Raw genomic sequence first — 25,209 nt, 5'->3', positions numbered from 1 at the left:
ACCGAGGCGACGCCGGTTTAGCATGGGCGGCGGAGGTTTCGATGAGCAATGAATGGTTGCGGGCCGATGCCGCGATGATGATGGACGCATTATCGGCGCAGATGTCGCGTATCGCCGCCGTCCAACGCGAACGCGCTCGTCTCACCGCGACGGTTACGGCCTGCGACAAGCGAATCCAGGTCACCGTGAACGCCGACGGCGTGCTCATCGAGACCAAATTCGCCCCCGATATCGGTGATCTCACCTACGACGAGATCGCGAAGGCGATGACCGAGGCGGTGCAGTCCGCCGTGCGGAAGGTGCAGGCGGCGGCCGGGGAACTCGTGGCTCCGTTGCAGGAGCACCGATCCCGGTTGCCGAAGCTGTCGGACATGCTCGAGGACGTCCCGGATCTGACGGGTTTCATCCCGGTCGCGCCGCCCGCGTCGCTCGCGCCGCCCGGAGCCCCGGAGCGCCGCGACGAGGACGCGCAGTCCGCGCGCTACAGCGATGTCGAGGACTACCGTCCGCCGCGCTCGATGATCAGTGACGCCGACCGGTAGGCGCGGGTCGCGTCATGGGACTCGATCTTCCTCCCGAGCTGCGCTGGCTGGGCTATGTCGCGGGCTCGGAATGGCCGGACGGTGACGAGACCGCCATCTGGCAGGTCGCGCGCGCCTGGCACGACGCCGCCGCCGAGTTGCGCTCGGTGATCCCGGATATCGAACAGGCCAAGCGGACGGCGGTGGCCGCCTACAGCGCCGGCGCGGGCAGCGACAGCATCGGCGAGATGTTCGACGGCCTGATCAAGGGCGAGAGTTCGCTGGAGTCGCTGGCGGGCTACTACGACCAGATCGGCGACGCCGCTTTCGATATGGGCACCCAGGTCGAGGCCGCCAAGCTGATGGTCATCATCTCGCTGGCCGCGCTGGCCATCGAGATCGCCATCGACTGGCTGTTCCCCCCGACCGCGGCGGCCGCCGAGGCCGCGGACATCGGCGTGACGCAGGCGATCGTCCGCTTTCTGTCCCGGGTCATCCAGGACCGGATCGTGGCGTCGGTGCTGCGCATCTTCGGCGACAAGTTCGCCGAGCTGGCCAAGGGCTGGGTGGCCAGGATCCTCGGCGGCATGCTCATCTCCGCGGGTATCGATGCCGGTGTGCAGCTGGGGCAGATGGCGGCCGGGCATCGAAAGAACTTCGACGCCACCGAGTTCGGGGTCGCGCTGGCGGGCGGCGCGGCCAGCGCGGGTCTGGGCAAACTGTTCGGCGACTATCTGGGCAAGCAGACCGCGAGGTGGTTCGGCGACAGTATGGCCAACCCGTGGGTCCGGGTGGGCAACGGCGCGCTGATCGGCGGTGCGGGCGGTGTGTTCGGTAATGCGGTGACCCAGGTGACGGCGGGCGCGATCACCGGCGACTGGAGTGAGTTCGGCAATGCCTATGGCTGGACCGGTGGTGCGGCGCGCGGTGTGCTCGGTGGCGGAATCCGGGGCTACAGAGGCAAATTCGAGGGGCCGGGCACGAAGGGGTTCGAGGTCGAGGCGTTGTCCGGGCGGGGTGGGGCGTTCGGGAAGGCCGGGGGGTTCGTCTCGCCGCACGACGACTTCGCCGGATCACCGGCCACCGGTCCGGCGAGCTTTGGGGGGCGCGAAACGCCGAATGTGTTCGGCGGCAAGGCGATCGCCGATGGGGAGTTCACGGGTTCGAATTCGGGGGCGCATTCCTTCGCGTCGCCGTCCGCCAATGGCTCGCGTTCGTTCGATTCCGAGGACGGTACGCGGCGGCCCACGCCGATCACGACCACCGGCGATCAGCAGGCGGGCGGTGGGCGCGGTAATCCGAACAACGGCCTGGGGCAGGGGAATTCGTCGAATTCCTCGACGTCCACGGTATCGACGGGCAACACCGGTGACGGCAGCGCGCGCCCACCCGCGCGTTCGTCGGCGATCGATCAGAACGCGAATCCGCTCACGCAGTCGACTACCCGTCCCGGCGGCGACAATTCGAGTCCCGTGACGCAGACCGGGTCTCGTGTGGGCGGCGAGAATTCGAGTCCCGTGACGCAGACCGGGTCTCGTGTGGGCGGCGAGAATTCGAATCCGCTGACGCAGGCCGGATCTCGCCCGGGCGGCGAGAGCTCGAATCCGCTGACGCAGGCGGGGTCTCGGCCCGGCGGCGAGGGTCCGGTCTCCTCGTCGGGTGCCCGCTCCGAAACCGGTGCGGCGGCGTCGAATTCGGCGACCGCGGGCGACTCCCGGCCCGCCTCGTCCGCGGGCTCGGCCGCTGGGGACGCCTCTGGTTCGAGACCCGCCGCCACGCCCTCCCGCGGCGCGTCGGGCAACGCCGCCGCGGAACCGTCGGTCTCGGCCTCCTCGAAGGGTTCCACCGCGCCCGCCCCGTCCACCTCGTCCACCGACACCCGTGTGCCGATCCGCAACCCCGGCGACGGGTCCGCTCCCGCCCCGGCTGGTCGCCCGAACGTCGGTGAGAACACCACGACCGCAACGGGTTCGGGTGGTCGCGGGAGTGTCGGTGAGAACACCACGACAGCAACGGGTTCGGGCGGTCGGGGGAACCTCGGCGAGAACCTCACGACCACAGCGGGTTCCGGGCGGGGGTCCTCGGACTCCGGTCCGGCCAACAGTGGGCCGGTGCATCGTGGACCGACCGGAAGTGGTACGCCGCCGCCCGTGCGGGGGGTGCCCGAGACGCCGCTGTCCGGCACCGGCGGTGATCGTAGCCCCCTGGTCGGCACGGGGAATGCGCCCGGTGGCCGCGGCTCACTCGGCAATTCCGCCCCGCCGATGGGCGGAGGCGTCCGCAGCGGCTCACCGGGCGACTCGACCGCGCCGGTCGCCGGGTCCGGCGGGCGCGGCGACAATGCCGGGGACACCGGATCGATCGGCGGGCGCTCCGGATCCGGCGGCAACGCCACCCCGGACCGAAACGATCTCGCCCCCTACGGATCTCGTCCCCCCGGCGAACACATTCTCGATGGCGGCGGCCTGCCCGGCCTCGGGGGCCGGGTCGGCGGTTCGCGCGGTGGGGAGGAGGGCTTCACGTTCACGCGGGACCGCGACGGCTCCCTGAGCGTCCGCCTCGAGGACGGCACGGAGGTCGTGGTGCGGGACGGCGTGGTCTTCGTCGGACTGCCCGGCCGCATGGAGGGTGGCGGCGGGACCATCGCGCACCGGTACAACTCGGACGGCTCGGTGACGTTCCCCCGCGCGAACGGTGCGGTCACGACCATCGAAACGAACGGCGGGATCGACCACCGCTCCGGCGGCGGCGTGCGGACCCGATACGAGCCGGACGGTACCAAGGTCGTCGCGGCGCCGGGCCGCCCGACCGAGGTCACCACCCCCGACGGCACCGTGCACCTGGTGCCGACGGATCGGCAGAGCTGGGCCGAGAACGACGGCGGCGGCTTCACTGTGACGTCGCACGACGGCACCCGCCACACCGTCGACTCCGACGGCACCATCGTGGTGACCCGCCCCGGCGACGCGCAGGGCATCAGGATCGACGCGGAGACGAGGGCGGTCCGATTCGTCGACGCCGACGGCAATCCGCTCGGCACCCCGGCGGGCAGGCCGGGCAAGGGCGCCGGGCGGTTCGACGAGCAGACCTTCGGCCGTCCGGACCGCGTCACGCACACGGTCGGATCCGACGGCACGGTGATCACGCGCGGGCCGGACGGCTCGACCACGACCGTGAAGCCCGACGGCACAACGGAATTCGCGTCTCCTTCGGGAGAGACGACGAGATTCGTGCCCGGCGGTCACAGGGTGGAGTTCGGCCCCGATCGGCCGACCGTCGTCACCCACCCGGACGGCACCTCGCACCAGGTGCGCACCGACCGCGGGTCCTGGAACGCCAATGCCGACGGCGAACTGCTGATCAGCTCCACCGACGGCACCCTGCACCTGATCAAGCCCGACGAGCACACCGTGCGCGTGGGCCGCGCCCTCGACGACCCGCACCGGCTCTCGATCGACACCGAGGAGAAGTCGGTGCGGTTCTACGGCGCGGACGGTCGGCCGGTGAAGGTCGAGGTGGGTTCCGACGGCTCGGTGAAGACGACCGGCCCCGACGGTTCGACGGTCACCGTGCGCCCCGACGGCTCGGCGTCGTTCGTCTCCGAGGGCGGCTCGAAGACCGGATTCGGTTCGGGCGGAAAGCCTTCCGGGTCCAAGGCGGACTGGAACGACAGCGCGGCCACCTGGCAAAGGAACGACGATCAGGTGCACATCACCTCGCCGGACGGAACGGACTTCACGGTCGACACCAAGAACCGGGTCGTCCACCTCACCCATCCGGGCGATCCGCGGCACACGGTCAGCGTCGACGCCGACCGCAATATCCGGTTCACCCGGCCGGACTGGACCACCCACACCGTCGAACCCGGCGGCATCGTGCGCACCGAGACGCCGGACGGCACCGTCACGACGGTCAAGCCCGACGGCACCACCACCTACGAACAGCCCAACGGCGATGTCACGGTGTCCAAGCCGGACGGCACGGTGGTGCAGACGGGTCACGACAAACCGGTCGTGGTGAGCGGGCCCGACGGCACCGTGCAGACACTGCGCTCGGACGGTGCGGTGCGGGTCACCGAGCCCGACGGCACCACCCACGTCATCGGCGACAGCGGCAACCCGCTCGGCGGCCGCGAGACCACCTTCCCGGACGGATCGACGACCACGGTCCCGAAATCGCCCGAGGGCACCTGGTGGGGCGAGCGGCTCGACGGCGCGCGCGGCCCGTCCGAGGTCGTGCTGAACCGGCCCGACGGCACCACGCTGGTCTCGGACGCCAAGGGCGGCAGCAAGGTCACCGACCCGAACGGCACGACGTACTCGAAGGATTCGAAGGGCAAGGTCACGGTGACCCCGCCCGGCGCGGAGCGGGGGAGCGCCACCGACGCGGGGATCGGGGGCAAGGGCGGCACGGTCGCGCTGTCCAACGGCGCGATCCTGGAGAACACCTCCCACGGATTCAAGGTGTTCCACGGCGATTCGGTGTCGGAGACCGGCAGGGGCGGGGTGAGATTCACCGACCGGCAGGGCATCATCCGCGAGACGCGGCCCGACGGCATGATCGCGGTCGGCAATCCCGACGGCTCGCTGCGCGAGACCCGGTCGGACGGCACGGTCCGCATCACCGACACCGACGGCCTCTCGCGGGGCAGCCGCCCGGACGGCACCACCTGGAAAGTGAACGGGGACAACAAGGTTCAAATCAACGAGCCCGACGGCGCGCAGCCCGAGCCGGTGGACCGCGCGAGCCCGTGGGTGAAGGGCAGCGATCTGACGGGCATCTTCCGCTCGCGCCAGCTGCCCGAGGGCGACGGGGTGCCGCCGCTGGGCTTCCTGCCGCCGATGGCGCCGTCGGAAACGCAGTTCATCCCGGCGGAGCTGATCGAGCAGAACATGCCCGGCATGCCGCCGCCGCCCGATTTCCCGCCGCCGCCGAATGTGCCGAATTTCCAGTGGAATCCGCCGTGGTCGCCGGAGTGGGGTGGCGGGTTCTACGGTCATGCGCCGAGCATTTCGCCGGAGCTGCTCGCGCGGGAGATGGCGGGGTTGCGGGGGTTGGCGCATCTGGATCCGCGGCTGCCAGGGTTGTCCTCGGCGTTGTCGTCCGCGTTGTCGGGGTTGTCGGCCGCGCAGCATGCGGGGTTGTCGCAGTTGGCGGGGCTGTCTCCGGCCGCGCTCGCGGGATTGTCGGGGTTGTCGCCCGCGCAACTGGCGGCGTTGTCGGGGTTGGGTGGGGTGTCTCCGGAGGCGTTGGCAGGGTTGAGTGGGGTGTCTCCCGAGGCGTTGGCGGGGTTGAGTGGGGTGTCGCCGGAGGCATTGTCGGCGTTGAGTGGGCTGTCTCCCGAGGCGTTGGCGGGGCTCGCCGGGCTCTCGCCGGAGGCGCTGGCGGGTTTGGCGGGACTGCCGTCGGGAGCGCTGTCGGGGCTCGCGTCGCTGGCTGGGCAGCCCGAGCTGGCGGATCTGTTGTCCCAGTTGGGTGGTCGGGCTGGGGACGGGCTGCCCGGATCGCTCGGGTCGGCGCTGTCGTCGGTATTGCCGGGGCTTTCCGCGTTGTTGAGCGCGCTGGGGGTGCCGCACGGGCTGGGGGCTATCCCGGGGGCAGTGGATCCGAATTCGGCACTGGGGCAGGATGATTCGGCTGCTGTCGGGAACGATGTCGGCGAGGGTTCGGATTCGTCCGGGACACAGTGGGATTCGGCCGGTGCCGGTTCTGGCTCGGGTGGTTCCGCTCTCGGCGATCCGGCCACCGCGCGGCCCGGCGACGAGTACGGGCCCGAGGCGCACAAATCGATGGCGGCGACCGCGCCGGGCGGGTCAGGGGATGCGTTGTCGGGCAATGGTTTCGGGGAAGATGGCGGTGACGGGGCCGGTGGCGATGGCCCGCGCGGCGTGGGCGACGGCGGCGCGAACGGCCACACCAGCCAGGGCGGCGGCGGACAGCCCGGCAGTCAGGACGAGCACCAGTCCTTGGGTCGGGATCTCGCGGGACAAGATCATGCGGGTCGGGATCGTGCAGGCCAGGATCACGCGGGCCAGGACTCCGCGGGCCGGGACCATGCGGGTCGGGACCACGCGGGTCAGGATTACGCGGGCCAGAACCCCGCAGGTCGAGACCATGCGGGTCGGGACCACGCAGGCCAAGATCACGCGGGCCAGGATCCCGCGAATCGGGATCGCGCGGGTCAGGACCACGCGGGCCAAGGCGGCTCCCCGTCCGGGGGTGGCGGCGCGCCCGGATCTCCGGCCTCGGCGGGCGGGCGGGCGCCGGACGCATCGGATCGCAAAAGCCGCAAGGATCGCAAGGATCCGGCCCGTCGAAACCGCAAGCCGCCCAAGGCCATTGTGCTGAAGCCCGCGGAAGGCGAGGAAGCGGGGGTCGAGGTGCCGCTGGCCGATGTCGACGTCATGTTCACCATGGGCGAGGACGGTGGCGCCCAGGCGCGGTCACGAGACAAACCGGCCCCGACGACCGAGACCATGATTCGCGAGGGCGATCCACCCGGAGTCTGACGCACGCGATTCGGTGCGCGGACTCGACCCATCAGACCCGATCAGGAGAGCAAGCAAGTGGCAGGTACGACCACCGGCGGCCCGAACGACACCTCGGGCCAGGACCAGACCGACTGGTCCAACCTGAACACCCAGGCAGGTAACGGCGGACTGACGCTCAACAAACAGGTCACCGCGGTCGACCAGGTATTCCTCAACAGCGCCAAGGCCGTTCAGGAGTTGATCAAGCAGCTGGACTTCTACAAGAAGTTCATCACCGACAACCACCTCAACAGCATCCCGCCCGTCTCGAACGAGATGGGCGGCACCGAACTCACCCAGGAGTTCAACCAGAAGGGCCAGGACATCTGGAACGGCCTCGACGGCTTCCAGAAGATCCTGGACAACATGGAGAAGACCTTCATCGGCGCGCTGAAGGCCTATCGGACCGCCGAGAACCACTCCGTCGACGACCTCGCCGCCATCCCGAACGCGGGCCTGACCAAGGATCCGGGCACCCGCAACCCGCCCTCCTCGTTCTCGCCGAGCACCTCCGACGACATGCCGAACGCGCCGACGGTGCCGCTGAACGCCGACAGCCACATCACGGTCTCGATCACCGACGCCGGTTCGTGGGGCTTCGACGGGTTCTACAACTTCGGTCGCTCCCTCATCGGCGCCGACTGGAACACCCATATCGCGGGCACCCGCTACCAGTGGATGGCCACCCAGCTGAGCACTGATATCGCGGCGCTGACCACCCAGCTGTCCCAGATCTCCGACGACATGTGGAGCGGCACCGGCAAGGACGCGGCCGCCGCCGCGGTGCATCGCTTCGAGAACGGCGCGCACGCCTTCGGCGACAGCGTCAACGAGCTGGCCTCGGCCCTGCTGTACTCGGCGGCCTTCCTGAAGGCGACCTTCGACGGCATGCCCGCCTACACCTACGACGACTTCCGTCACGGTCGCGGCGAGCCGCATGTGCGATACGCGGACTGCACGCTCCAGAAGTGGCGCGGGTGGTATCGGGATCGGTACAAGGATCGCTATGTGACGGGTATCCAGAACACCGTCAAGGCGATGCCGCTGATCACTGTGCTCGGCAGTGGCACCGGCAACACCAGTTCGAGTTCGAGCGGCAGTGGGTCCGGGTCGGGTTCGGGCTCGGGGACCGGCAGCGGTACGGGGACGGGTTCGGGCAGCGGTTCCGGTTCCGGTTCGGGCAGCAGCAGCGGTTCGGGGTCGGGTTCGGGCAGCGGCAGCGGGTCGGGATCGGGGTCCGGCAGCGGCGGCGGTTCGGGCAGCGGGAGCGGTTCGGGCAGCGGCACGGGTTCCTACTCCGACGGTTACGCGGCGGGCTATTCGGCCGGATACTCCGCGGCCGCTTCGCAATTCGGCAGTGGCAGCGGCGGCGGATACGGTGGCGGCGGCGGTGAATCCGGCGGCGGCAGCGGAAGTGGTTACGGCGGTGGCGGTTACGGCGGCGCCTCCTCCAGCGCGGGCGACTACGGCGGTGGCGGCGGGGAGTCCGGCGGCGGCACGGGCGGCGCGGGACTGCCGAGCGGCTACGGTTCGGGTGGCGAGAGCGGCTCCGGCGGTGGCGGTTACGGCGGTGCGGCCGGCCCCAGCTCGTCGCCGGCTGATTACGGCCTCGGTTCGGGCTCCGGCGGCGACTCGGGCTACGGCTCCGACGGCTCGTCGGCGTACGGCTACAACTCCGGCGGATACAGCGGCGGGGGCGGCGCGTACTCGCCGATCAGCGGTGGCGGCGGCGGATACGGCTCCGGCCTGGCGTCCACGCTCGGCAGCCTGCTCGGCAGCGGGTCCACGTCGGGTTCGGGCTACAGCCCGTACTCCAGTTCGCTCAGCGGCAGCGCGCTCGAGGACGAACTGGAATCGCTGTTCGGTTCGGGTTCCGGCGCGGGCGTCGCGCAGGACCTGGCCAGGCTGCTCGGCCTCTCCGGCAGCGGCTCGGGCCTCGCGCACACGCTGGCCTCGCTGCTCAGCACCGGTTCCGGCGCCCCGCTCGGCAATGATCTGGTGAAGCTGCTCGGAGGTTCGGGTTCGGGCTCCGGCGTCGGCTCGCTGCCGGGCGGCAGCTCCGGCGGGCCGCAACCGTTCGGCGGTTCGGGTTCCGGCCTGGCCGGACTGCTCGCGAGCGGCGCCTCGGGCCTGTCCGCGCTGCAATCGCTGCTGGGCGCCGGGTCGGGGCTGGGCTCCGGGCTGGACAGTCTGCTCTCGCCGGTCCTCAACGCGGTTCAGCAGGGCATCTCCGGCGTGGGCAGCGCGCTCGGAGCGGCGGGCGGCGCGATCGACAGCGCGCTCGGCGGGATCGGGGCGGCCGTCTCCGGTGTCGAACACAGCCTCGGCCTGGACAACCCCGCGACGGGTCCGGACGTGTCGCGGCTGTTCCCGCGGGCCAGCATCGCGGGTGCGAACGGCTCGTACGACGTCGGCGTGCCCGGCGCGCACGCCGATCCCAACGGCGTCCCGATGGGCGGCGCTCCCATGGGTGGCGGGGCCGGCGGTGGGGCGGCCGGCACGTCGGGCAAGGAGTACAAGCGAGCCAAGTTCCTGGACAGCGCGAACAATCTCGACGGAGTCGTCGACGAACCGACCTACACGGTGAGGCCGGTGGCCGAGCCGTGAACCAGACGTGGGAATTCACCGGCCTGGAGTTCCAGGTGCTCTGCGAGAAGTATCGCGACGGCAACCTGCCGACGCCGCTGTTCTACACCCTCGACGATCCCATGACGATCGACGAGTCCGCCCGGTTGAAGGAGAAGACCTGGGTGGAACTGCGGGCCCGATGGGATCCGGCCTGGGACGGCATGATCGAGGTCATGTGCGCCCCTGAGCTTTTCATCCGGCTGCGGGGCTGGGACGAGCACGATATGGACAACGGGAAGAAGCGCCTGTACATGCACTTCGCCCGAAACGGCCTGCAGGCCTTCCGTTTCGCGCAGAAGCCCGGCAAAACCTTCTGGCACACAGACGGTTTCGTGGTGACCGAATGCGACCCCCGCGGCCTGGCCGCCGCGGTGGTCTCGTCGCTGCCCCCGGTCGAGGCGGGCCGGATTCCCAGCATCCCGGTGATCACCGATCCGCAGGAGTACCTCGGCCACGGCGGCGGCAGCTTCATCCGGGACGGCGGCGACGAGGACCGCCCCGCGACCGCCTCGCGCAAGTTCTTCGAGCGCCGCGCCGACCTCACCGGCACGGTCCTCATCGTCCAGGGCCGCTCGAAGTACGGCCCGCGCGGCATCCACGAGACAAAGATGCTGTGGCGCGACGTCACCGACGACGGCCGCTACGTCATGCAGATGAACGACGCCCCGGTCGCCATGGCGACCAGCCCCAAACGCTTCGTGGAGCGCATCCAGCACGACATCGACAACCTGATGCAACGACTGGACACCGACTGGGAAACCGGCGACGGCCTCGGCGTCGTCTCCGACGACAGATACTGACCCGACAAGGAGAATCCGATGAGCGACCGCAAAGTCCACGTCGACACCGACGCTCTACGCGCCGCAGCGGGGCGCATGGACGATATCGCCAGCCGCGTCTGGAACACCCTGACCGGGCTGCGGACCACTTTGGACGACCATGGGTTTCCTTGGGGCCACGACAGTTTCGGTAAGAAGTTCACCGAGGGTGAGAAGGGCTATACCGTCTCCCGGGACAATCTGCTCGATGGGTCTACGAATATGGTTCGTTCTTTGAATCAGTTCAGTGGGGGGATGAAGGACGCGGCGAAGAAGATGGACGATATGGACCATTGACCCGCGCTGTGGGGGGACACGTATCACCCCCAAGTGTTCGATGCCAGGTGAATGGTCATTTCGCTCCGAGGAGCCGTTGGATGTTCGCGACCACGAGTTCCGGCTTCGCGATCGAAATCACGTCCACCAGAGGCGATTCGACAATCGGCAGGATGTCCGGGGCTGTGTTGTGGAGGCGGCGCGCCTCCGCGATCCGGTCGGCCACCCGGCCGCTGCCCTCGAGGACGAGGATCGGCCGCGATACGTCCAAGCTGTGACCGGCGTCCGCGATAGTGAGCGAACCGCCGTTGACCAGTAGTGTCGCCGAAGGCCGGGTGCCCGCGATCACCGATGCCACCGCCGACAACCACGGCGACTCGTCGCCCCATCGGTGGCCGGGTACCAGCACCAGATGGGTGTGGCCGGGGTCCGGTGGTGCCGCGTCGGGCACCGCGCTCACGACATCGGGGAGAGCGACCGTACCGGCGGCGGCGACGCCGATCAACGGGAACGAGGCATGAGCCTCGGTTCGGGCTTCGCCCAGCAGGCGCATGATCCCCGCGTGAGTGCCACCGTCGACGACGGTGACGCGCAGTCTTTCCAGCAGGGGCACGAGCCATCTGGAGACGATTTCCGCGATCCCGCGGCCGGCGTCGTCGGTCATGCCGGCCGCCCCACCGACCACCGTGAGTACCGGCCGTTCCGATTCGATGCCACTCCCGGTGATGATGTGGGGTAGCCGGTCGAGGTCGTCGGCGCGGATCAGCTGAGGGATCGTCATGTCGGCTTCCTCGGTGACGGTTGGGCAATACTGTGAAATTCTGCTATCAGAGTTGCCCATTCGGTGCCGTCCCCGCCGAGCCGTTCGCGGATTCGCAGGATCGTCTGCAGTGTGGTCTCGGCCTCCATCGAACGTGGTTCGGTCTCCAGCACCCGGTTCAGCCATCGGAGGGCTCCGGGCAGATCGTCACGGTACAAACAGATTTCGAGCATGGTGGCGAGATCCCAGTAGTCGCCGCTACCGCCGTCGACCCGGCGCCGGGTGCTGTACTCGACGACCGGCAGCAATTCGGCGAGGCGGGGATCGGTTCGATCGTGCATCCACATGAGGTGCACGGCGTTGATGCCGGGGTAGGGGTTGCGCCAGTCGGCCTCGAATCCACGCTGATAGGTGCTCAGGGCTTTGGTCCGCATCGCCTCGCCGCGGCGACTGGTCGGATCCTTCAGCCACCGGTCCTTGTAGACGCGGCCGAGCAGACCGAGAATCTCTCCATCGGGACCGAACTCGCGATCCAGTTGAACCAGTTCCGCTTCGGCTTCCACGCTTCCCGGTTCGATTCGATTGTGTGCGAAGGCGCGCAGCCCGCGAACCAGCGCGGTCGCGGTGAGGTGATCCGGCATGGTGGCGATCGTGGTGATCATCGCCTCGTAGTGGCGCAGTCGCCGGTACGCGAGGAGCAGGGCGATCAGTACGCCGTCGTCGTGATCGCCGAGATCGCCGAGTTCGGCGCGGACTCGTTCGATATCCGTGAGCGTCCGACCGGCCATCAGGCGCTGCTGTAAACGTTCCGACTGCTGCATCCGGCCACGAAACGCGTCGGTGTTCATAGCGCTCGTATCCGCTTGCGGCAGAGCGGGAAACAGGTCGAACAGCGGACTGTCGACCGATCGTTTCCGCGATTTGTCCAAGCGTTCGACCAATGTCGCGTGAATGTCCGGATCCGCGACCGGTTTCCCTTTGTCGTCCACCCGGTACCGGATCACAGGCATGGGCTTGAGATCGAACGGAAGCCCGAATGTCTCCGCGCAGACCAGCACCGTGCTCCACGGCCGCATGGCGTGGCGGATCCCCAGCTCGTAGAAGACATTGGCATTGGCCATCGTCAGATCCGCAACAGCATACGGGCACAACATCAGTCGCTCGAACATCGATTTGTGGATGATCGCCGCGATCTCGTCCTCGTCGGCCCGGATGCACGTCATCGACGCAGCGGAGACCGCCGGTTTGATGATCTGCCGATACACCTCGTCGAACTCCACGGTGCGACCCGAATCAGTCTTGGTGCGAAAGGGCATGAGCACGAAACACAAGGGATCCACCCCGCCACCCTCATCGTTGTCGGGCTCGTGGTCACGAGTGGGCGAGTACCCGATCGAAGCGGCCGGCTCCGATCGGCGTGACCCGGAAATACACTGAGGGACTGGCGTATCCGGACTCGCGACAGCCGGACCGTCGTGGCAACCGCTCGGACACAGGTAGGGCACTACGCGTGCCGTGCGAGTCCGGAGAGGAGAGGATGCCTGGGCACGAACGGCAGCCGACCCGCGACGGAAAGAACCGAGAAATGTTGCAGCGCATCTGGAACCGGCGGACTGCTGCCGGAGCCGACAGCGGGACGGAGCAAAGTCCAGCCGAACCGCTATGGCTCCATGTGATATTCGAAGAGGACGATGCCGCTCGAGTCACTCCGCTTCTCGAGGCCATTCGCGCGACCGGTGTGACGCCCGTACTTCCCGGAGCGGAACGGTCGACCGCGGTCGCGGTGCTGATCACCCCGGGCCTGATCCAGCACCATGACAACGCGGAGTTGCGCGCTCGGACGAACGCGTATGAGGAAATAGTTCCGGTTTCGTTTCTGGAAGGATCGGCACCGGTCTACGACGAACTCAGCCAGATCATCGTGCGGCAGCTCGGGATCGATGAGGCCGCGCATCGGATCGGTCTGATCGTACGGTACGGCGGGCGGACGATCGTCGGCTGGCAGCGGCTGGCCGACCAGGCGATCAAATGGCATGCCGAGGGAACCGGGCTGCTTCGCGGTTCCGAGATCGCCGCCGCGCTCGCTGTCACCCACAGTGAGACCGCCCGGGGATCGAGTCATCGCGACACGGTTCTCGCCTACATCGAGGCGAGCGGTTCCGCTGTGACCAGGCGGCGGCGACTGTGGTCGACGGCGCTCACCTCGATAGCCATCGTATTGACCGTCGTCCTCACAGTCGCTCTGGCACAGTCCATTTCGGCGCGGCGGGCACAGCTCGCCGCTGATCGAGCAGCGGATCGCGCGGACGCCGACCGTCTCGCCCGTGTCGCGACGTCGCTCATCGATGCTGATCCCGACCTCCCGTCGATACTCGCGACTACCGCGCACGATCTCGCGCCCACGGATTTGACGAGTGCGGCGGTCGCGCAGACCGCCACCAGAACATGGCCCCACACATCCACTCCGGTCGGCTACCGACCGCGTACCGTGACCGGGGCACGGCACGTCCCGCGTTTCGCGGTCGGTGAGTCCGACAAGCCGATCGTGCACGTGTACCAGGTAGTGGCCGGTGGTGGCGCGAACGAGGTCTCGCGGGCAGAGGTTCCGGTCTCGCGCGGACTCGCGGTGGAAGGCTTCCTGAGCCCGAATGGGACAACCCTTGCCACCACCGAGGCGAATCCGGGCACAATCCGGGTCTTCGATGTCGGGGCGGCCGCAGCGAACCCGCCGGCGTGGGTCACAGGAGACGACAGACTCTTCGGGTGGATCGATGACGACCGGCTCCTGGTCGGTCGCGGCGATCGGCTGCTCGGTGTCGACCGCCGCGGTGGCTCCGAAACCCTGCTGACGGATTCGCAGGGCCGGGTGTTCGACGAAGCGAATGTCAGCAACAATGGCCGATTCATCGTCGCCGCCACGGAGGAATCGCTCACGCGGGCGGATCTGCGACACGAGCTTCCGAACCGAACAGCGGCGGTGAAACACGCTGGGGACGTCGCGATCAACAACACCGGAGATCTGGCGGCGGCGGTGACCCTCCCGCTCGCCACCACGGTGACCTTCGGCCCCGACACGGCTTCCGTGGACGAGCTGAAATCGTTCTACCTGTCCAATGTGGAATTCGTGACTGATCGGCTCATCTACGGCGGCGGCCGCAACGGCACGTTCTCCCTGTTCTTCGGGAACGAGCACTCGGCCCCGATCAGGGCGCATCTGGACGGCAGTGTGTTCGCGGCCTTGGCGGACGGCCGTTCGCTGATGACCACCGGAAACGACGGATACCTGCGAATCTGGAACCTGACCGTCGACCCGGGGGCGAAATCCTACGTGAGCAGAACGTGGAAGTCCGGACCGGTCGGACTGAGCGATGATACCGGCGTCGTCGTCGCGCCTCGCCTTTCCGCCCGGAACCAGATCCGGTTCGCCACATCGACCGACGTGGTCGTCACCGGGCTCTCCGGCTACGCCACGGTGCTCGACGCCGCAACGCTCCAGGAAATCGAGCCGCCGGAGAGACGACGTCGCCGGGAAGCCGGAAAGTGTTCGGACTGCGCCGGAATCCCCGGCTACTTCAGCGGCTTGTTCTCCGAACTCGCGCTGTCCCGCAATGGCGACTTCCTGGCGTCCGTGAATCCGCCGCAGATATGGATCAACCGGTACTCGGAGCAATCCCATTACTTCGACGGTGCCGCGCCCGTGGGAATATCCGCACGACCTCCGAGGGTGACCAGGGAAGGCGGGGAGGGGGTCGGCGCGGTGAGTGAGGACGGGAAATCCGTTGTCGTAGCCGATGATTCGGTCGTGGCGACCATATCGGCCGGAACCAGCCCGATGGCGAGCAAGGAGTATCCGGTCCAGCGCCGGCCGGTCGGCCTCTTCGCAGGGGGCGCGTCGCCCGGCGTCGCGATCACCTTCGACGGGTATGCCCGCGATTCGGCCGGAACGGAGACACGGTTGCCGCTGCCCGCCGGAACGGAACTGGCCGCCTGCGAGATACCGACGATCGACGACTACACGTGTGTCACCACCCAGGGTCGAATACTGCGGATAATCCCCGGCCGCGCGTCCGAGATCGGATCGGTCGGTGATGGGTTCGCGCCCTTCGCGATTCGCGTCTCGCCGGACACCCGCCGGATCGCGGTGATCGGCCGGAGCGGGGTTTCTCTCGTCGACCTCGGATCGGGTGCCCGCTCGTTCACACCGACCCGGATCGACGACCAGATGATCACCGACGTGGCGTTCAGCCCCTCCGGCGATCGCGTGCTGGCGGTCCGAGTCGACGGAACCGTGGTGGCGCTCGGCCGTTCCGAACCCACACCGCCGCCGCGCGCGCTGACGCCGGAGGAAGTCCGGCTCGTGGACGTTCCGAGCGGAGCTCGGTAATGGCGGACGTCGCGATCTCCTACTCGCACGCGGACGCGAGCGCGGCCGCAGAGGTCCGTTCGGCTGTGGAAGCGCAGGGCCTGAGCATCTGGATGGACGAATCCGGCGCGGCTCTCGCGGCCGTGGAAACCATCCATCTGCCCTCCGGGCAGAAACATTGGGACGTCATCACCTCGGAGTTCGCGGGTGCCGACGTGGTCCTCATGGTGGATACGCCGAACTGGCGCGAATCCCCATACTGCCAAGACGAGTATCGGTTCCTCCGGCAGTGGGGTAAGTGGATCGTCCATGTGACGCCCGGCGATCCGGAGACATACACGAGTTTCGCGTCGGCGCTGAGGGAACACCGCTCGACCATCCGCGCGCACACTCGGCTCGTGCAGGCGGCGCTGGCGAGCGCGAGCGCACCCGCGCAGTCCAGGGTGGAGCGTCTGCTGAACCGATCGCACGTCCACGATGCTCGCCGGGTACTCGGGATCTCGGAATCGAGGGAGGTCTCGGTTTCCGAGGAGTTGGCCAGGTTCGGTCGCGACGTGCTCGAACGTGATCGCGTGATCCGGGCCAAACTCGTCCGGGCGGGTGTGACGAGTACCGCGGTGCTCGCGGTGCTCGCGCTGATCGGGGTTGCGGCGTGGGCTGTCGCTGAGGTGAACAGGCACTCCGCTGTACGCAATGCGAACCGCTCGATAGCTCTCGGACTCGCCTCGGAATCGCGGAGTGCGAAGAACACCGTTTCCGCAGTGGATCTCGCGATGAGAGCGGACGCTCTGCAATCGTCGCGCGAGACCACCGAGGCGGTGGCGCAGGCCCGGGCTCGTGATGCGCGGATGCGAGTGGTCGACATCGACAAGAACCCCTATGTCGGAGCGGTCTGGGCTCCCGGCGGACAGACCCTCGTCGCGTACACGAACGACGAAATCTTCTGGCTCGACGGCGAAAGCGGCCGTGTACGAGAACGCCGTGAGGTATCGGGCGATCTGGCGCACAGCTCGGTGGTCGTCTCCGCGGACGGTCGCGACGTGGCATTCGTGGGCGAGGACGATTCGCTCTGGACGATCACATCCGATCCCGGCAGCCGGGCCGAATTGATCGGCCGCGACATCACCGCTGTGGCGACGGGCGACGGGACCAGTCTCTGGTGGTCGTTGTCGGAGAACGGATCCGGCCGGATTGTGCGCGGTCGTTTCGGGGCCGAGAAGGCCAGGGGTTCGGACGTCTACAGCGGTGTTGCGGCACTCGCTCTGACCGTCGACGACAGCCGTCATTCGATCGACTACGTGGGCGTCGACGGGAAGGTGCATTCGCTGTTGATGGATTCGGGTCGCGCCGTCGAGACCGAATCCTTCGACGTCGGCGCGGTGGATCTCGTAAACGGTCGATACGGTGCTGCGATCACCCGTTGCGGGGACAATCTGTTCGGCATCCTGTATGGCGGAACGGGGCTCGAATACAACATCGGGTACAAAGCTAAGTCTTTCAATTCGCTGCACGGTGTGATCGAGGTTCTGGAGGGGCGGAGTAACGGCCGGACACCGCCCGTCTGCCAGCCCGACGGAACGGCGATGCAGGGCAACATCCTCGGCTCGGCGCCGCCGGACAGTGCACGGGCCGGAGGTGCGCGGCCGGACATTCCCAAGGGAGCCGAAGACTATGTCCTGGCGGCGGATCCTGGCGGTACTCGGCTCGCGATCCTCACGTGGCAGGGGCAGTTGTATCTGCCGAGGGGTCGTCATATCGCATCGTGGCCGCTGGAGAATGCGGTCGCGTTGCTACCGCTGCAACGCGACCTTGCGTTGCTCAATGACGGAACGATCCTCGAGGTGGCGACGAAATCCGTTGTAGGGCATGTGGATCTGTCGTCGATCTATGCTGGCACCATGTCGGTCGTCGGTGACGCGGCGTACATACTCACCGGGGAAGGGGTTTTCGCGGTTTGGGCTGACGGTCACGCCGAAAACGTCCTTCCCATCGATCCGGCCACGGTGACGGATCTGCGTGCCGGATCCGATCGAAAGCATCTCATTGTCGTCGAGAATGAAGCTGTCGTCCTGTTCGACGTGGCCTCCCGGGCAACAACCCGTATTCCTGTCGGAGGGCTGCACGCAGGCGACCTTGTCGACGATGCCGATATCACTCCGGCTGGAGATTCGGTCGTCCTGGTGACGGCGAACGGACAGGTTGCGGCGCTCGAGGTCGCGGCACCGAATACGCCGAAGTTCGGTCCGGTACTGGCGTCCGGCCTGTCCTCGCGAATCGCGGTGTCGCCCACCGTCGGACGGGTCGTCGTCGCGGGTCAGGACGGCGTGCTGCGAATCTTCGATCAGAACTTGATCCAAGTGGGCGAAGCGTATGCCGGAAGATCGGCCGGCCGAATGACCGTCGCTGGAGACTACGTGCTGCTGACGTTCGACCCGTCAGCAGCGGTGTACGACGTGTCGGAGATGCGGATGATAGACGTCTTGGACGGTCCGCTCGACCCGGAGACAGCACGTATCGACCTGAGTAGCAAAGAGATACGCGGTCTCATGTCCAATGCGTTCGTCAGCTCCCAGATCGGGAAACCGGCTGCCATGCGGCGTGTGGAAATTCCGCTACCGGGACTGAGATGAACCGCCGAAACGCTGAAGGAACGGTCGCCGCAAGTGCACCTCGCTGACACGCGCACATCCGCCGACATCGATATCTTCCTGTCCTACAGCCGCGCTGCCGATCGTGAGTTGGCGCCCGCGCTGCAACGCTGTCTCGCCCGCTTGGCAAAGCCGTGGAACAAGCCTCGCGCGTTACGCGTATTCCGCGACCGGACCGATTTGTCCGCCGCGTCGAGCTTGACGGCGGAGATCGAGACCGCGTTGCGAGGGGCCCGGTACTTTCTGCTGCTGGCCTCGCCGGAGGCGGCGGCGTCGAAGTGGGTCGGGCGCGAGATCGCGTACTGGCAGCAGCACAAGAGCCCGGACACGTTTCTCGTCGCGGTGACCGATGGGGTGGTGGCGTGGGACGAGGCGAGCGGGGACTTCGACTGGGCCGTCACCACCGCCCTGCCGACCTCGCTGACCCGGTATTTCGCCTCCGAGCCGATCTGGGAGGATTTGCGGTTCGCGCGCGGAAGCGATCAATTGTCGTTGCAGCACAGTGAGTTTCGCAGTGCCGTCGCGTCGCTGGCCGCACCGGTGCGCGGCCTCCCGAAGGGGGTGCTCGACAGCGAAGACGTACGTCAGCAGCGCACGGTGGCGAGGCTGCGCAATGCCGCGATCGTCGGGCTCGCAACGCTTCTCGTGATCGCGATCGCGACCGGCATCGGCTTTCTGGCCCAGCGTGATGATGCCCGCCATCAGCGCGATGTCGCGGTCACCCGCCAACTGGTCGCCGACTCGCGCAATCTGGCCAACACAGATCCCGAACTGTCCAGGCTCCTCGCCGTGGCCGCCGTCGAACTCGACGCGGCGGCGGAGGGCGACAACGCCCGGGCCGCGCTGCGCACCGCGCTGCTCAATCCGCTCCGGCACGTGATCCGGCACCAGCAGCTCATGGCGTCGGCGTTGAGTCCGGATGGGCGAGTGCTCGCCACGGGAAGTAATGATGGGACGGTTCGGCTCACGGATGTCAGGAGTGGGCGGCAGGTGGGCGCGTTCACCGCGGCGGCGAGCGTGAATTTCGCGCTCGCGTTCAGCCCCGACGGCCGGAAACTCGCCACGGGCAGTGTCGACAATACGACCGCGGTGTGGGATGTCGCCACGGGAAAATCGATCTACACGCTGAACAGCGGCGGGCCCGGGAATTTCTATAAGGTGGCGTTCAGTCCCGACGGGTCGACGCTCGCGACGAGCACGGGCAACAACACGACGATCCTGTGGAACGCCGAAAACGGCACATTGCGAACCACTTTCGACGACAGCAATGCCGCCGAGTTCAGCCCGGACGGGACGATCATCGCGACCGGCGGCGACCGCGGGGTCGTCCACCTCTGGAATCCCGCCACGGGAGAACGACTCGCGGAGCTCACGGGCGACGCCAACTCTGTGAACGCGCTGGTCTTCAGCGCGGACAGTGCGCTGCTGGCCGTCGGCGTGCTCGGGCCCACGACACGCGTCTGGGACACCCGCACGCATGAACTGCGGCACACGCTCGACAACGGATCGGTGGCTTGGGGGCACATGTTCAGCCCCGACGGCCGGACGTTCGCCACAGGCAGCGAAACGGAACATGTTGTGCGACTGTGGGACATCGTGTCCGGAACCGTGCGCACCACCCTCGTAGGCGAGCGCATCTCCTTCGGGTCGGGCACTCTCGCCGCGACGAGCGACAGTGACGGTCATATTCGCCTGTGGGACAGCGCTACCGGGCAGCGGCTCGCCGATCTTTCCGGACACACCGGAGCCGCCAAGAGAATCGAGTTCACACCCGACGGCGCGACGATCGCCTCGATGAGTGACGACGACAGCGTCCGATTGTGGCATCCGATCATCGGGCGGCCCACCGCGCTGCGCGGCACCGCCTCCGATGCGCTGGCCGCTGACGTGGGGCACGGAAAAGTCTTGGGACCCACCTTGAGTCCGAATGGGAGCGTCCTCGCGACGAAAGGGAGTCCGGCGCGGCTGTGGGACGCCGCCACCGGTCGTCTCCGGGCGGCGATCCAGACCCATCACCCCGGCGCCGTGCGGCCCGAATTCTTCGGACCGACCGGCACGATTCTAGCCACCACCGAAGATGACAGCGATTGGGTCCAATTGTGGGATCTCGATGCGAGGAAGTTGCTGACCGATATTCCGGTGGGGCGTTTCGGCGCGCTGGCGATCGACGGGATCAGCGCCGACGGTACGGTGCTCGCGACCTCGGGCCAGGAGTCGATTCGCCTGTGGGACACAGCATCCAAGAAACTGATGAACGAACATCCGGCAGCGGCCAACTCGCGAACGGTTCTCACTCCCGACGGGAGGGCCATCGTCGCCGTCGACAAATCGAACCACGCGCTTCAAGTCTGGGATGTGCGGTCGGGAGCACTTCGGAAAACGCTCCCCGGCCAGCCGAGCGTCGGGCGCGTGGAAGCGATCAGCCCGGACGGAACCACCGTAGCGACCGTGGACGGCCGCGTGGTCCACCTGTGGAACCTCACCGCCGACACCTCGAAAACCCTGACCGGCTACACCAATTCGATCTTCCCTGCCGTCTTCGCCGCCGACTCCGCCTACCTCGCCACCGGCGACAACGACCACCTGGTTCGACTGTGGGACGTCCACACCGGCCTGCTCCTCACCGAACCGTTGGCAGGTCACCAGACGACCGTTCGCGACGTGGCCATCAGCCCGGAAGGGCGGACGCTGTCGACGGTCGCCGACGACGCCACGATTTTCACTTGGGATGTCGGGGCGCTGACGGGGGATTTGCGGGGGAACGCTTGTGCGCAGGTGGGTCGGGGGTTGACCGCGGAGGAGCGGGAGAGGTACCTGTCCGGAGTCGATCCTCGTGTCTGCGGGCTGTGAGACGCGCTCACCGATCGCGGGCAGGACACGGCGATTCCGCTTGCGGCCCTGCGTAATTGGATGGAGGAAATCCGCCGCGGTTCACGGTGGGATGAGGGATCGCCGTCCCGATTCGATCAGCCCTGACTGTCTGTCAGTCGGCGCGCCCAAGCGACACTTCCTCGCGCCAGGGCCGGATCCAATGCTGATTCGCGGCTGACTCGGAAGAGATTGTCGGCGATGTTCCGGCTCGCGGCGGCGAGCGGCGGGTACGCGTTTCGTCCGGCCACGGTCTCGGCCGCCATGCACCACAGTCTCGCGGCGTCGTCCATTCGGCCGAGATTCGCTCGCGTCACTCCGAGGATGTCGATGACACGGACGAAGGCGAACAGGTATGCCTCATTGTCGGGCTCCGAATCCATCAGTGGCTTCACATACCGCCCCGCCGCCGCGAGGAGGGCGTCCGCGTCCGCTGGGCTGCTCGCCGCCAGATCGACCAAACGGTGGATCATCCACTCGTTCTGCGGCCCCGCGCTGCCCAGATCTTCGGCAAGCCATCGACTCCAATGTCGCGCGACTTCTCCGGCGAGCAGAACGTGTCGCGAGCGGTCATCGATTTCGCTGAGCCGCAGGAGCGAAACGCCGACTTCGCGCGCGTCTCGAGGATCCGGATAGCCGGACGTGTCCGCGGCCTCCTGTCGTCTCGCGATCGCGGCACGCAGAGATGTCGCCGCGTCGCCGCGCGCGTCCCGCCGCAATCGACACTCCGCCAGCATCTCCAGCGCACGAGCCCAGCAGACCCGCGACCAGTCCGACGGCGCGACCGTTCCCGCGTCGAACATCGCCACCGTCGCCGCGCAGATCGCCTCGGCCACAACGAAGTCGCGGCGTCGCATACTGGTGCGCGCGCAATCGATGAGTGCCTGGGCGAGGATGCCGAGCACGCTACCCGGTTCGGGGGTGCGAGCGAGGGTGTCGCGAACGATTCGAGGCACCTCATCGGGGTCGCCCAGGACGACGAGCACCGCGCACAGTCGCCCTGCCGTATCCGCGCCGAAGGGCCACTGCGTGTCGTCCGGGTCGATGGCGGCCAGCAGCTGCCACATCTCGGTCGAGCGCTCCAGCCAACGCCGAGCCTCAGCCGTGCGCTCCTGGTCGAGCAGAGCCATGCCGTGACAGCGCGCGGTTATCGCCACCTGACGTATCGCACTTCGTCCAGCGTCGACGGAATAGCCCCATTCCGCCAGGTCGACGGCTGCTGCGAAATGGCTGAGCATTTCCGCACCGTTCTTCTCATGATCGGCCACATTGCCGAGACCGACAAGGACATTCATGACATTGACGGCGCAGTCGAACGACGGGTTCGCCGCGAACATTTCGCGGGCCAACGGGAGCGCGCGCTCGTACGCGGCGCGCGCGGCGCGGCTGTGTCCCGCCTTCAACTCGGACCCCGCGTACTCGACCAGCGCGAATTGCAACCAGGTCGGCACATGGGGCGAGCTGTCTCGTTCAGCGACCATGTCCCATTCCCGGACGCTTACTTTTCGCGCCTCCAGAGCGGCTGTCTCGTCGGCACTTTCGCGAGCGAACCACATCGACAAATGCGCCAGCACCTCGTGGGCGCGCAGCGATTCCGGGTATCGGTCCACCACCAGTCGGCCGAATGCGAGCGCATCCGTGGCGGATCGCGCGAGATCGGCCGCGGCCATCCTGGATTCCGGTAGGTCGGCGAGACAACCGGTGGCATTGGCCAGGGCCCCGAGCAGCCGGTCGTCCACCCGGCCGTATTCGAAAAGCTCCCGCGCGGTCGCCAGCAACCGCAGGCACAGAGCAATGCGTGATTCGGCCCGCATCGCGAACTTGTGCCGATGGACGGACCCGCTCACGAAATCGAGACCCCGGACATCCACGCCCTCGAACGCCGCGCGAAGATCGCCCGCATCCGCGGATTCGGCGACCACCGTCGAGAGTTCCGCGCGCCGGTGCTCCGGTACGGCATTGAGAATCGGTGCGGCGCTGAGTCCGTCGCTTCGGAAGATGTGCCACAGCCGGTCGCTCTCGCAGAGCGGGTCGTCCGGATAGCGCGCCAGATGTTCCGCGATGGCACGATGCAGGCGCGGCCGGTCCTCGATGCCGATGTTGCGCTGTTCGATGTGGTCGCGAACCACCGCGTGCGCGAAACCCAGTCGGCCGCCCTCGCCGCGCGCGATCAGCAGGCCCGACAGACTCCGTCGAATCGCGGCGATGGTCAACGTCTCGACGCCGAGAAGCCGCTCCAGGTCGTTCGGCCGCAAACCGGATCTCGACACGGCCGCGAAGGCGAGGAAGTCTGTCACGAGCCGCACCCCGAACCCGACCGCCGCACGGTCGACGATGCGGGAAACCAATGCCCCGGTCTCGTCGGGAAGATCGCGAACGGTCGCGGTCACCAGATCCGCGATCGCGGACACGGGGTTCGCGGACGGATCGACGCCGCCGAAGTCGTCGGCGCTCAACGCGGACAGCTCGGCGATCGCCAGGCGCAGCCACAACGGAATCCTCGGGCGCATCGTCAGCGATTCGACGGCGGGAGCGGGCAGCCGGCGACGCAGCGCACCGCAGATGGCATCGACGGCTCTCCGCCCATCCGCCGCCGGCAGGGCGGGAACCGCGATCTCTACAATGCCCTGAGCAGCGGCGTAGCGGGCCTGGGCGGAGCTCGTGGTGGAGACCAGGACGGTCGCGTGTTCGGGCAGGCCCGCGAGGAACCCTGGTTTCGCGTCCGAGAGAAGTTGATCCAGGCCGTCGATCGCCAGGACGAGCGGAGATGACGCGGAAAGGGCGCTGCGAAAAGCGTTTTCGAGTGCCTCGTCGTCGAGCGCGGTCAGCCCGTCCGCGACGCCGAGAGCGGAACAGGCGCGAATGAGGACCGCGCGCGCCGTCGAGATCTCGGGCGAGGCTCCGGCGGGCACGGCGACCACCACGTGTCCCTCGGCCTCCAGCCGCCGTACGGCCGCGCACCACAACGACGATTTGCCGATCCCGGACATCCCGGTCAGGCAAACTCCGGTGCCGCTTCGAAGTTGCGCCAGGATGTCGGTCAGCACCTGCTCACGGCCGTCGAAACCGTGTAGCCGGTCCTCGAAGAACAGCGCTTCGGCCGCCGTGATCGGATCGATCCGTCGACCCGCCAGCTCTTGCGCCCGGTGCACGACCTCGGCCCCGAGGACTCGAGAGACACACGCTACGAAGTCGGCCATGTCCTTCGGGCGAGGCCCCTCCGGAATTACCCGATAGCTGTGTACGGGGCAGCGATCTCGCACCCGCGATTTGAGTTCGAGGACGGGTCCGAGGACCTCGTCGCGCCAGGCACGGGGCGCCGACCCCACCCACTCGCGTTCGAAGAACACGGCGCGACTGGCCGGGGCGCGCAGGGCGCCGTACTCGAATTCCAATGCGGTGACCGAGATGCCGGGTGGACAGTCCGCGATATCGGCCTCGAACAGGGCGAGCGCGAGACGTAGTTCGTCGGGAACCCACCCGTAACGCTCACCCAGCAGGCCCACGAAAAGTGGACGCGCACGCTCGATTTCGGACAAACAGACCTCGAGAACCCGGGCCTGCTGCGTGGCCTCGTCATCATCCCCGGCCGACACTCCCCATCGAAGGTCGATCATCTCCACCCGGCATCCGTACCCGGCGACGAGATCGTTCAATTCCGGTAGCACCGAAGCGATCAGGGCGTCCCGCTCGAAGTGGAAGTCACGGAACGTCGAGGAGACGAAGACCGGGATGATCGCCATATCGGAACCTCAGCACGAACACAGCGGACGCGCCAGGGGATTCGATACCCGTTC

11 protein-coding genes are annotated in these 25,209 nt (G+C 67.8%); 8 read left to right on the top strand and 3 right to left on the bottom strand.

Translation table 11 applies throughout. The features are described 5' to 3' along the window. The first annotated feature begins 41 nt into the window (after positions 1-41). From ACFYTQ_RS26250 to ACFYTQ_RS26230, 5 genes are read left to right on the top strand one after another with little or no spacing between them, the layout of a single operon-like run. A complete protein-coding gene (locus ACFYTQ_RS26250; RefSeq protein WP_387366305.1) occupies positions 42-542 on the top strand; it encodes a YbaB/EbfC family nucleoid-associated protein in 501 nt (166 codons plus the stop codon). A gap of 14 nt (positions 543-556) precedes the next feature. Next, the gene (locus ACFYTQ_RS26245; protein ID WP_387366302.1) at positions 557-7,030 is read left to right on the top strand and encodes a hypothetical protein; all 6,474 of its coding nucleotides are present in this window, start codon (positions 557-559) and stop codon (positions 7,028-7,030) included. Between the two features lie 57 nt (positions 7,031-7,087). Beyond that, on the top strand, positions 7,088-9,658 hold the full coding sequence (locus ACFYTQ_RS26240) for a hypothetical protein (protein ID WP_387366299.1): 2,571 nt from the start codon (positions 7,088-7,090) through the stop codon (positions 9,656-9,658). Further along, a complete protein-coding gene (locus tag ACFYTQ_RS26235; protein WP_387366296.1) occupies positions 9,655-10,479 on the top strand; it encodes an ESX secretion-associated protein EspG in 825 nt (274 codons plus the stop codon). The genes ACFYTQ_RS26240 and ACFYTQ_RS26235 overlap by 4 nt, the downstream gene beginning before the upstream one ends. Before the next feature lie 18 nt (positions 10,480-10,497). Beyond that, a complete protein-coding gene (locus ACFYTQ_RS26230; RefSeq protein WP_387366293.1) occupies positions 10,498-10,794 on the top strand; it encodes a WXG100 family type VII secretion target in 297 nt (98 codons plus the stop codon). 55 nt (positions 10,795-10,849) lie between these two features. Here ACFYTQ_RS26230 and ACFYTQ_RS26225 read toward each other — a convergent pair whose 3' ends face one another. Next, positions 10,850-11,554 (bottom strand): hypothetical protein, encoded by a 705-nt coding sequence (locus tag ACFYTQ_RS26225; RefSeq protein WP_387366290.1) that lies wholly within the window; start codon positions 11,552-11,554, stop codon positions 10,850-10,852. After that, the gene (locus tag ACFYTQ_RS26220; protein WP_387366287.1) at positions 11,551-12,813 is read right to left on the bottom strand and encodes a TRAFs-binding domain-containing protein; all 1,263 of its coding nucleotides are present in this window, start codon (positions 12,811-12,813) and stop codon (positions 11,551-11,553) included. The genes ACFYTQ_RS26225 and ACFYTQ_RS26220 overlap by 4 nt, the downstream gene beginning before the upstream one ends. Before the next feature lie 458 nt (positions 12,814-13,271). Here ACFYTQ_RS26220 and ACFYTQ_RS26215 point away from each other — a divergent pair, with 458 nt between their 5' ends. From ACFYTQ_RS26215 to ACFYTQ_RS26205, 3 genes are read left to right on the top strand one after another with little or no spacing between them, the layout of a single operon-like run. Then, the gene (locus ACFYTQ_RS26215; RefSeq protein WP_387366284.1) at positions 13,272-15,917 is read left to right on the top strand and encodes a hypothetical protein; all 2,646 of its coding nucleotides are present in this window, start codon (positions 13,272-13,274) and stop codon (positions 15,915-15,917) included. Next, positions 15,917-18,526 carry a TIR domain-containing protein gene (locus ACFYTQ_RS26210; RefSeq protein WP_387366282.1) on the top strand — a complete coding sequence of 870 codons (2,610 nt, stop codon included), beginning with the start codon at positions 15,917-15,919 and terminating at the stop codon, positions 18,524-18,526. The genes ACFYTQ_RS26215 and ACFYTQ_RS26210 overlap by 1 nt, the downstream gene beginning before the upstream one ends. A gap of 33 nt (positions 18,527-18,559) precedes the next feature. Beyond that, positions 18,560-21,394, top strand: a complete 2,835-nt coding sequence (locus ACFYTQ_RS26205; RefSeq protein WP_387366279.1) for a toll/interleukin-1 receptor domain-containing protein — start codon at positions 18,560-18,562, stop codon at positions 21,392-21,394. A gap of 116 nt (positions 21,395-21,510) precedes the next feature. Here ACFYTQ_RS26205 and ACFYTQ_RS26200 read toward each other — a convergent pair whose 3' ends face one another. Continuing rightward, positions 21,511-25,155 (bottom strand): DUF4062 domain-containing protein, encoded by a 3,645-nt coding sequence (locus ACFYTQ_RS26200; protein WP_387366276.1) that lies wholly within the window; start codon positions 25,153-25,155, stop codon positions 21,511-21,513. Between the last annotated feature and the right edge of the window lie 54 nt (positions 25,156-25,209).

This window comes from Nocardia sp. NPDC004068 (genome assembly GCF_042874315.1).
Lineage (GTDB): Bacteria > Actinomycetota > Actinomycetes > Mycobacteriales > Mycobacteriaceae > Nocardia.
This window is presented reverse-complemented; position numbering and strand designations above follow the sequence as displayed.

Coding starts and splice junctions, on each gene's coding strand:
- ACFYTQ_RS26245 (WP_387366302.1), top strand. CDS start 557: ATGGGACTCGATCTTCCTCCCGAGCTGCGCTGGCTGGGCTATGTCGCG.
- ACFYTQ_RS26225 (WP_387366290.1), bottom strand. CDS start 11,554: ATGACGATCCCTCAGCTGATCCGCGCCGACGACCTCGACCGGCTACCC.
- ACFYTQ_RS26210 (WP_387366282.1), top strand. CDS start 15,917: ATGGCGGACGTCGCGATCTCCTACTCGCACGCGGACGCGAGCGCGGCC.
- ACFYTQ_RS26250 (WP_387366305.1), top strand. CDS start 42: ATGAGCAATGAATGGTTGCGGGCCGATGCCGCGATGATGATGGACGCA.
- ACFYTQ_RS26200 (WP_387366276.1), bottom strand. CDS start 25,155: ATGGCGATCATCCCGGTCTTCGTCTCCTCGACGTTCCGTGACTTCCAC.
- ACFYTQ_RS26230 (WP_387366293.1), top strand. CDS start 10,498: ATGAGCGACCGCAAAGTCCACGTCGACACCGACGCTCTACGCGCCGCA.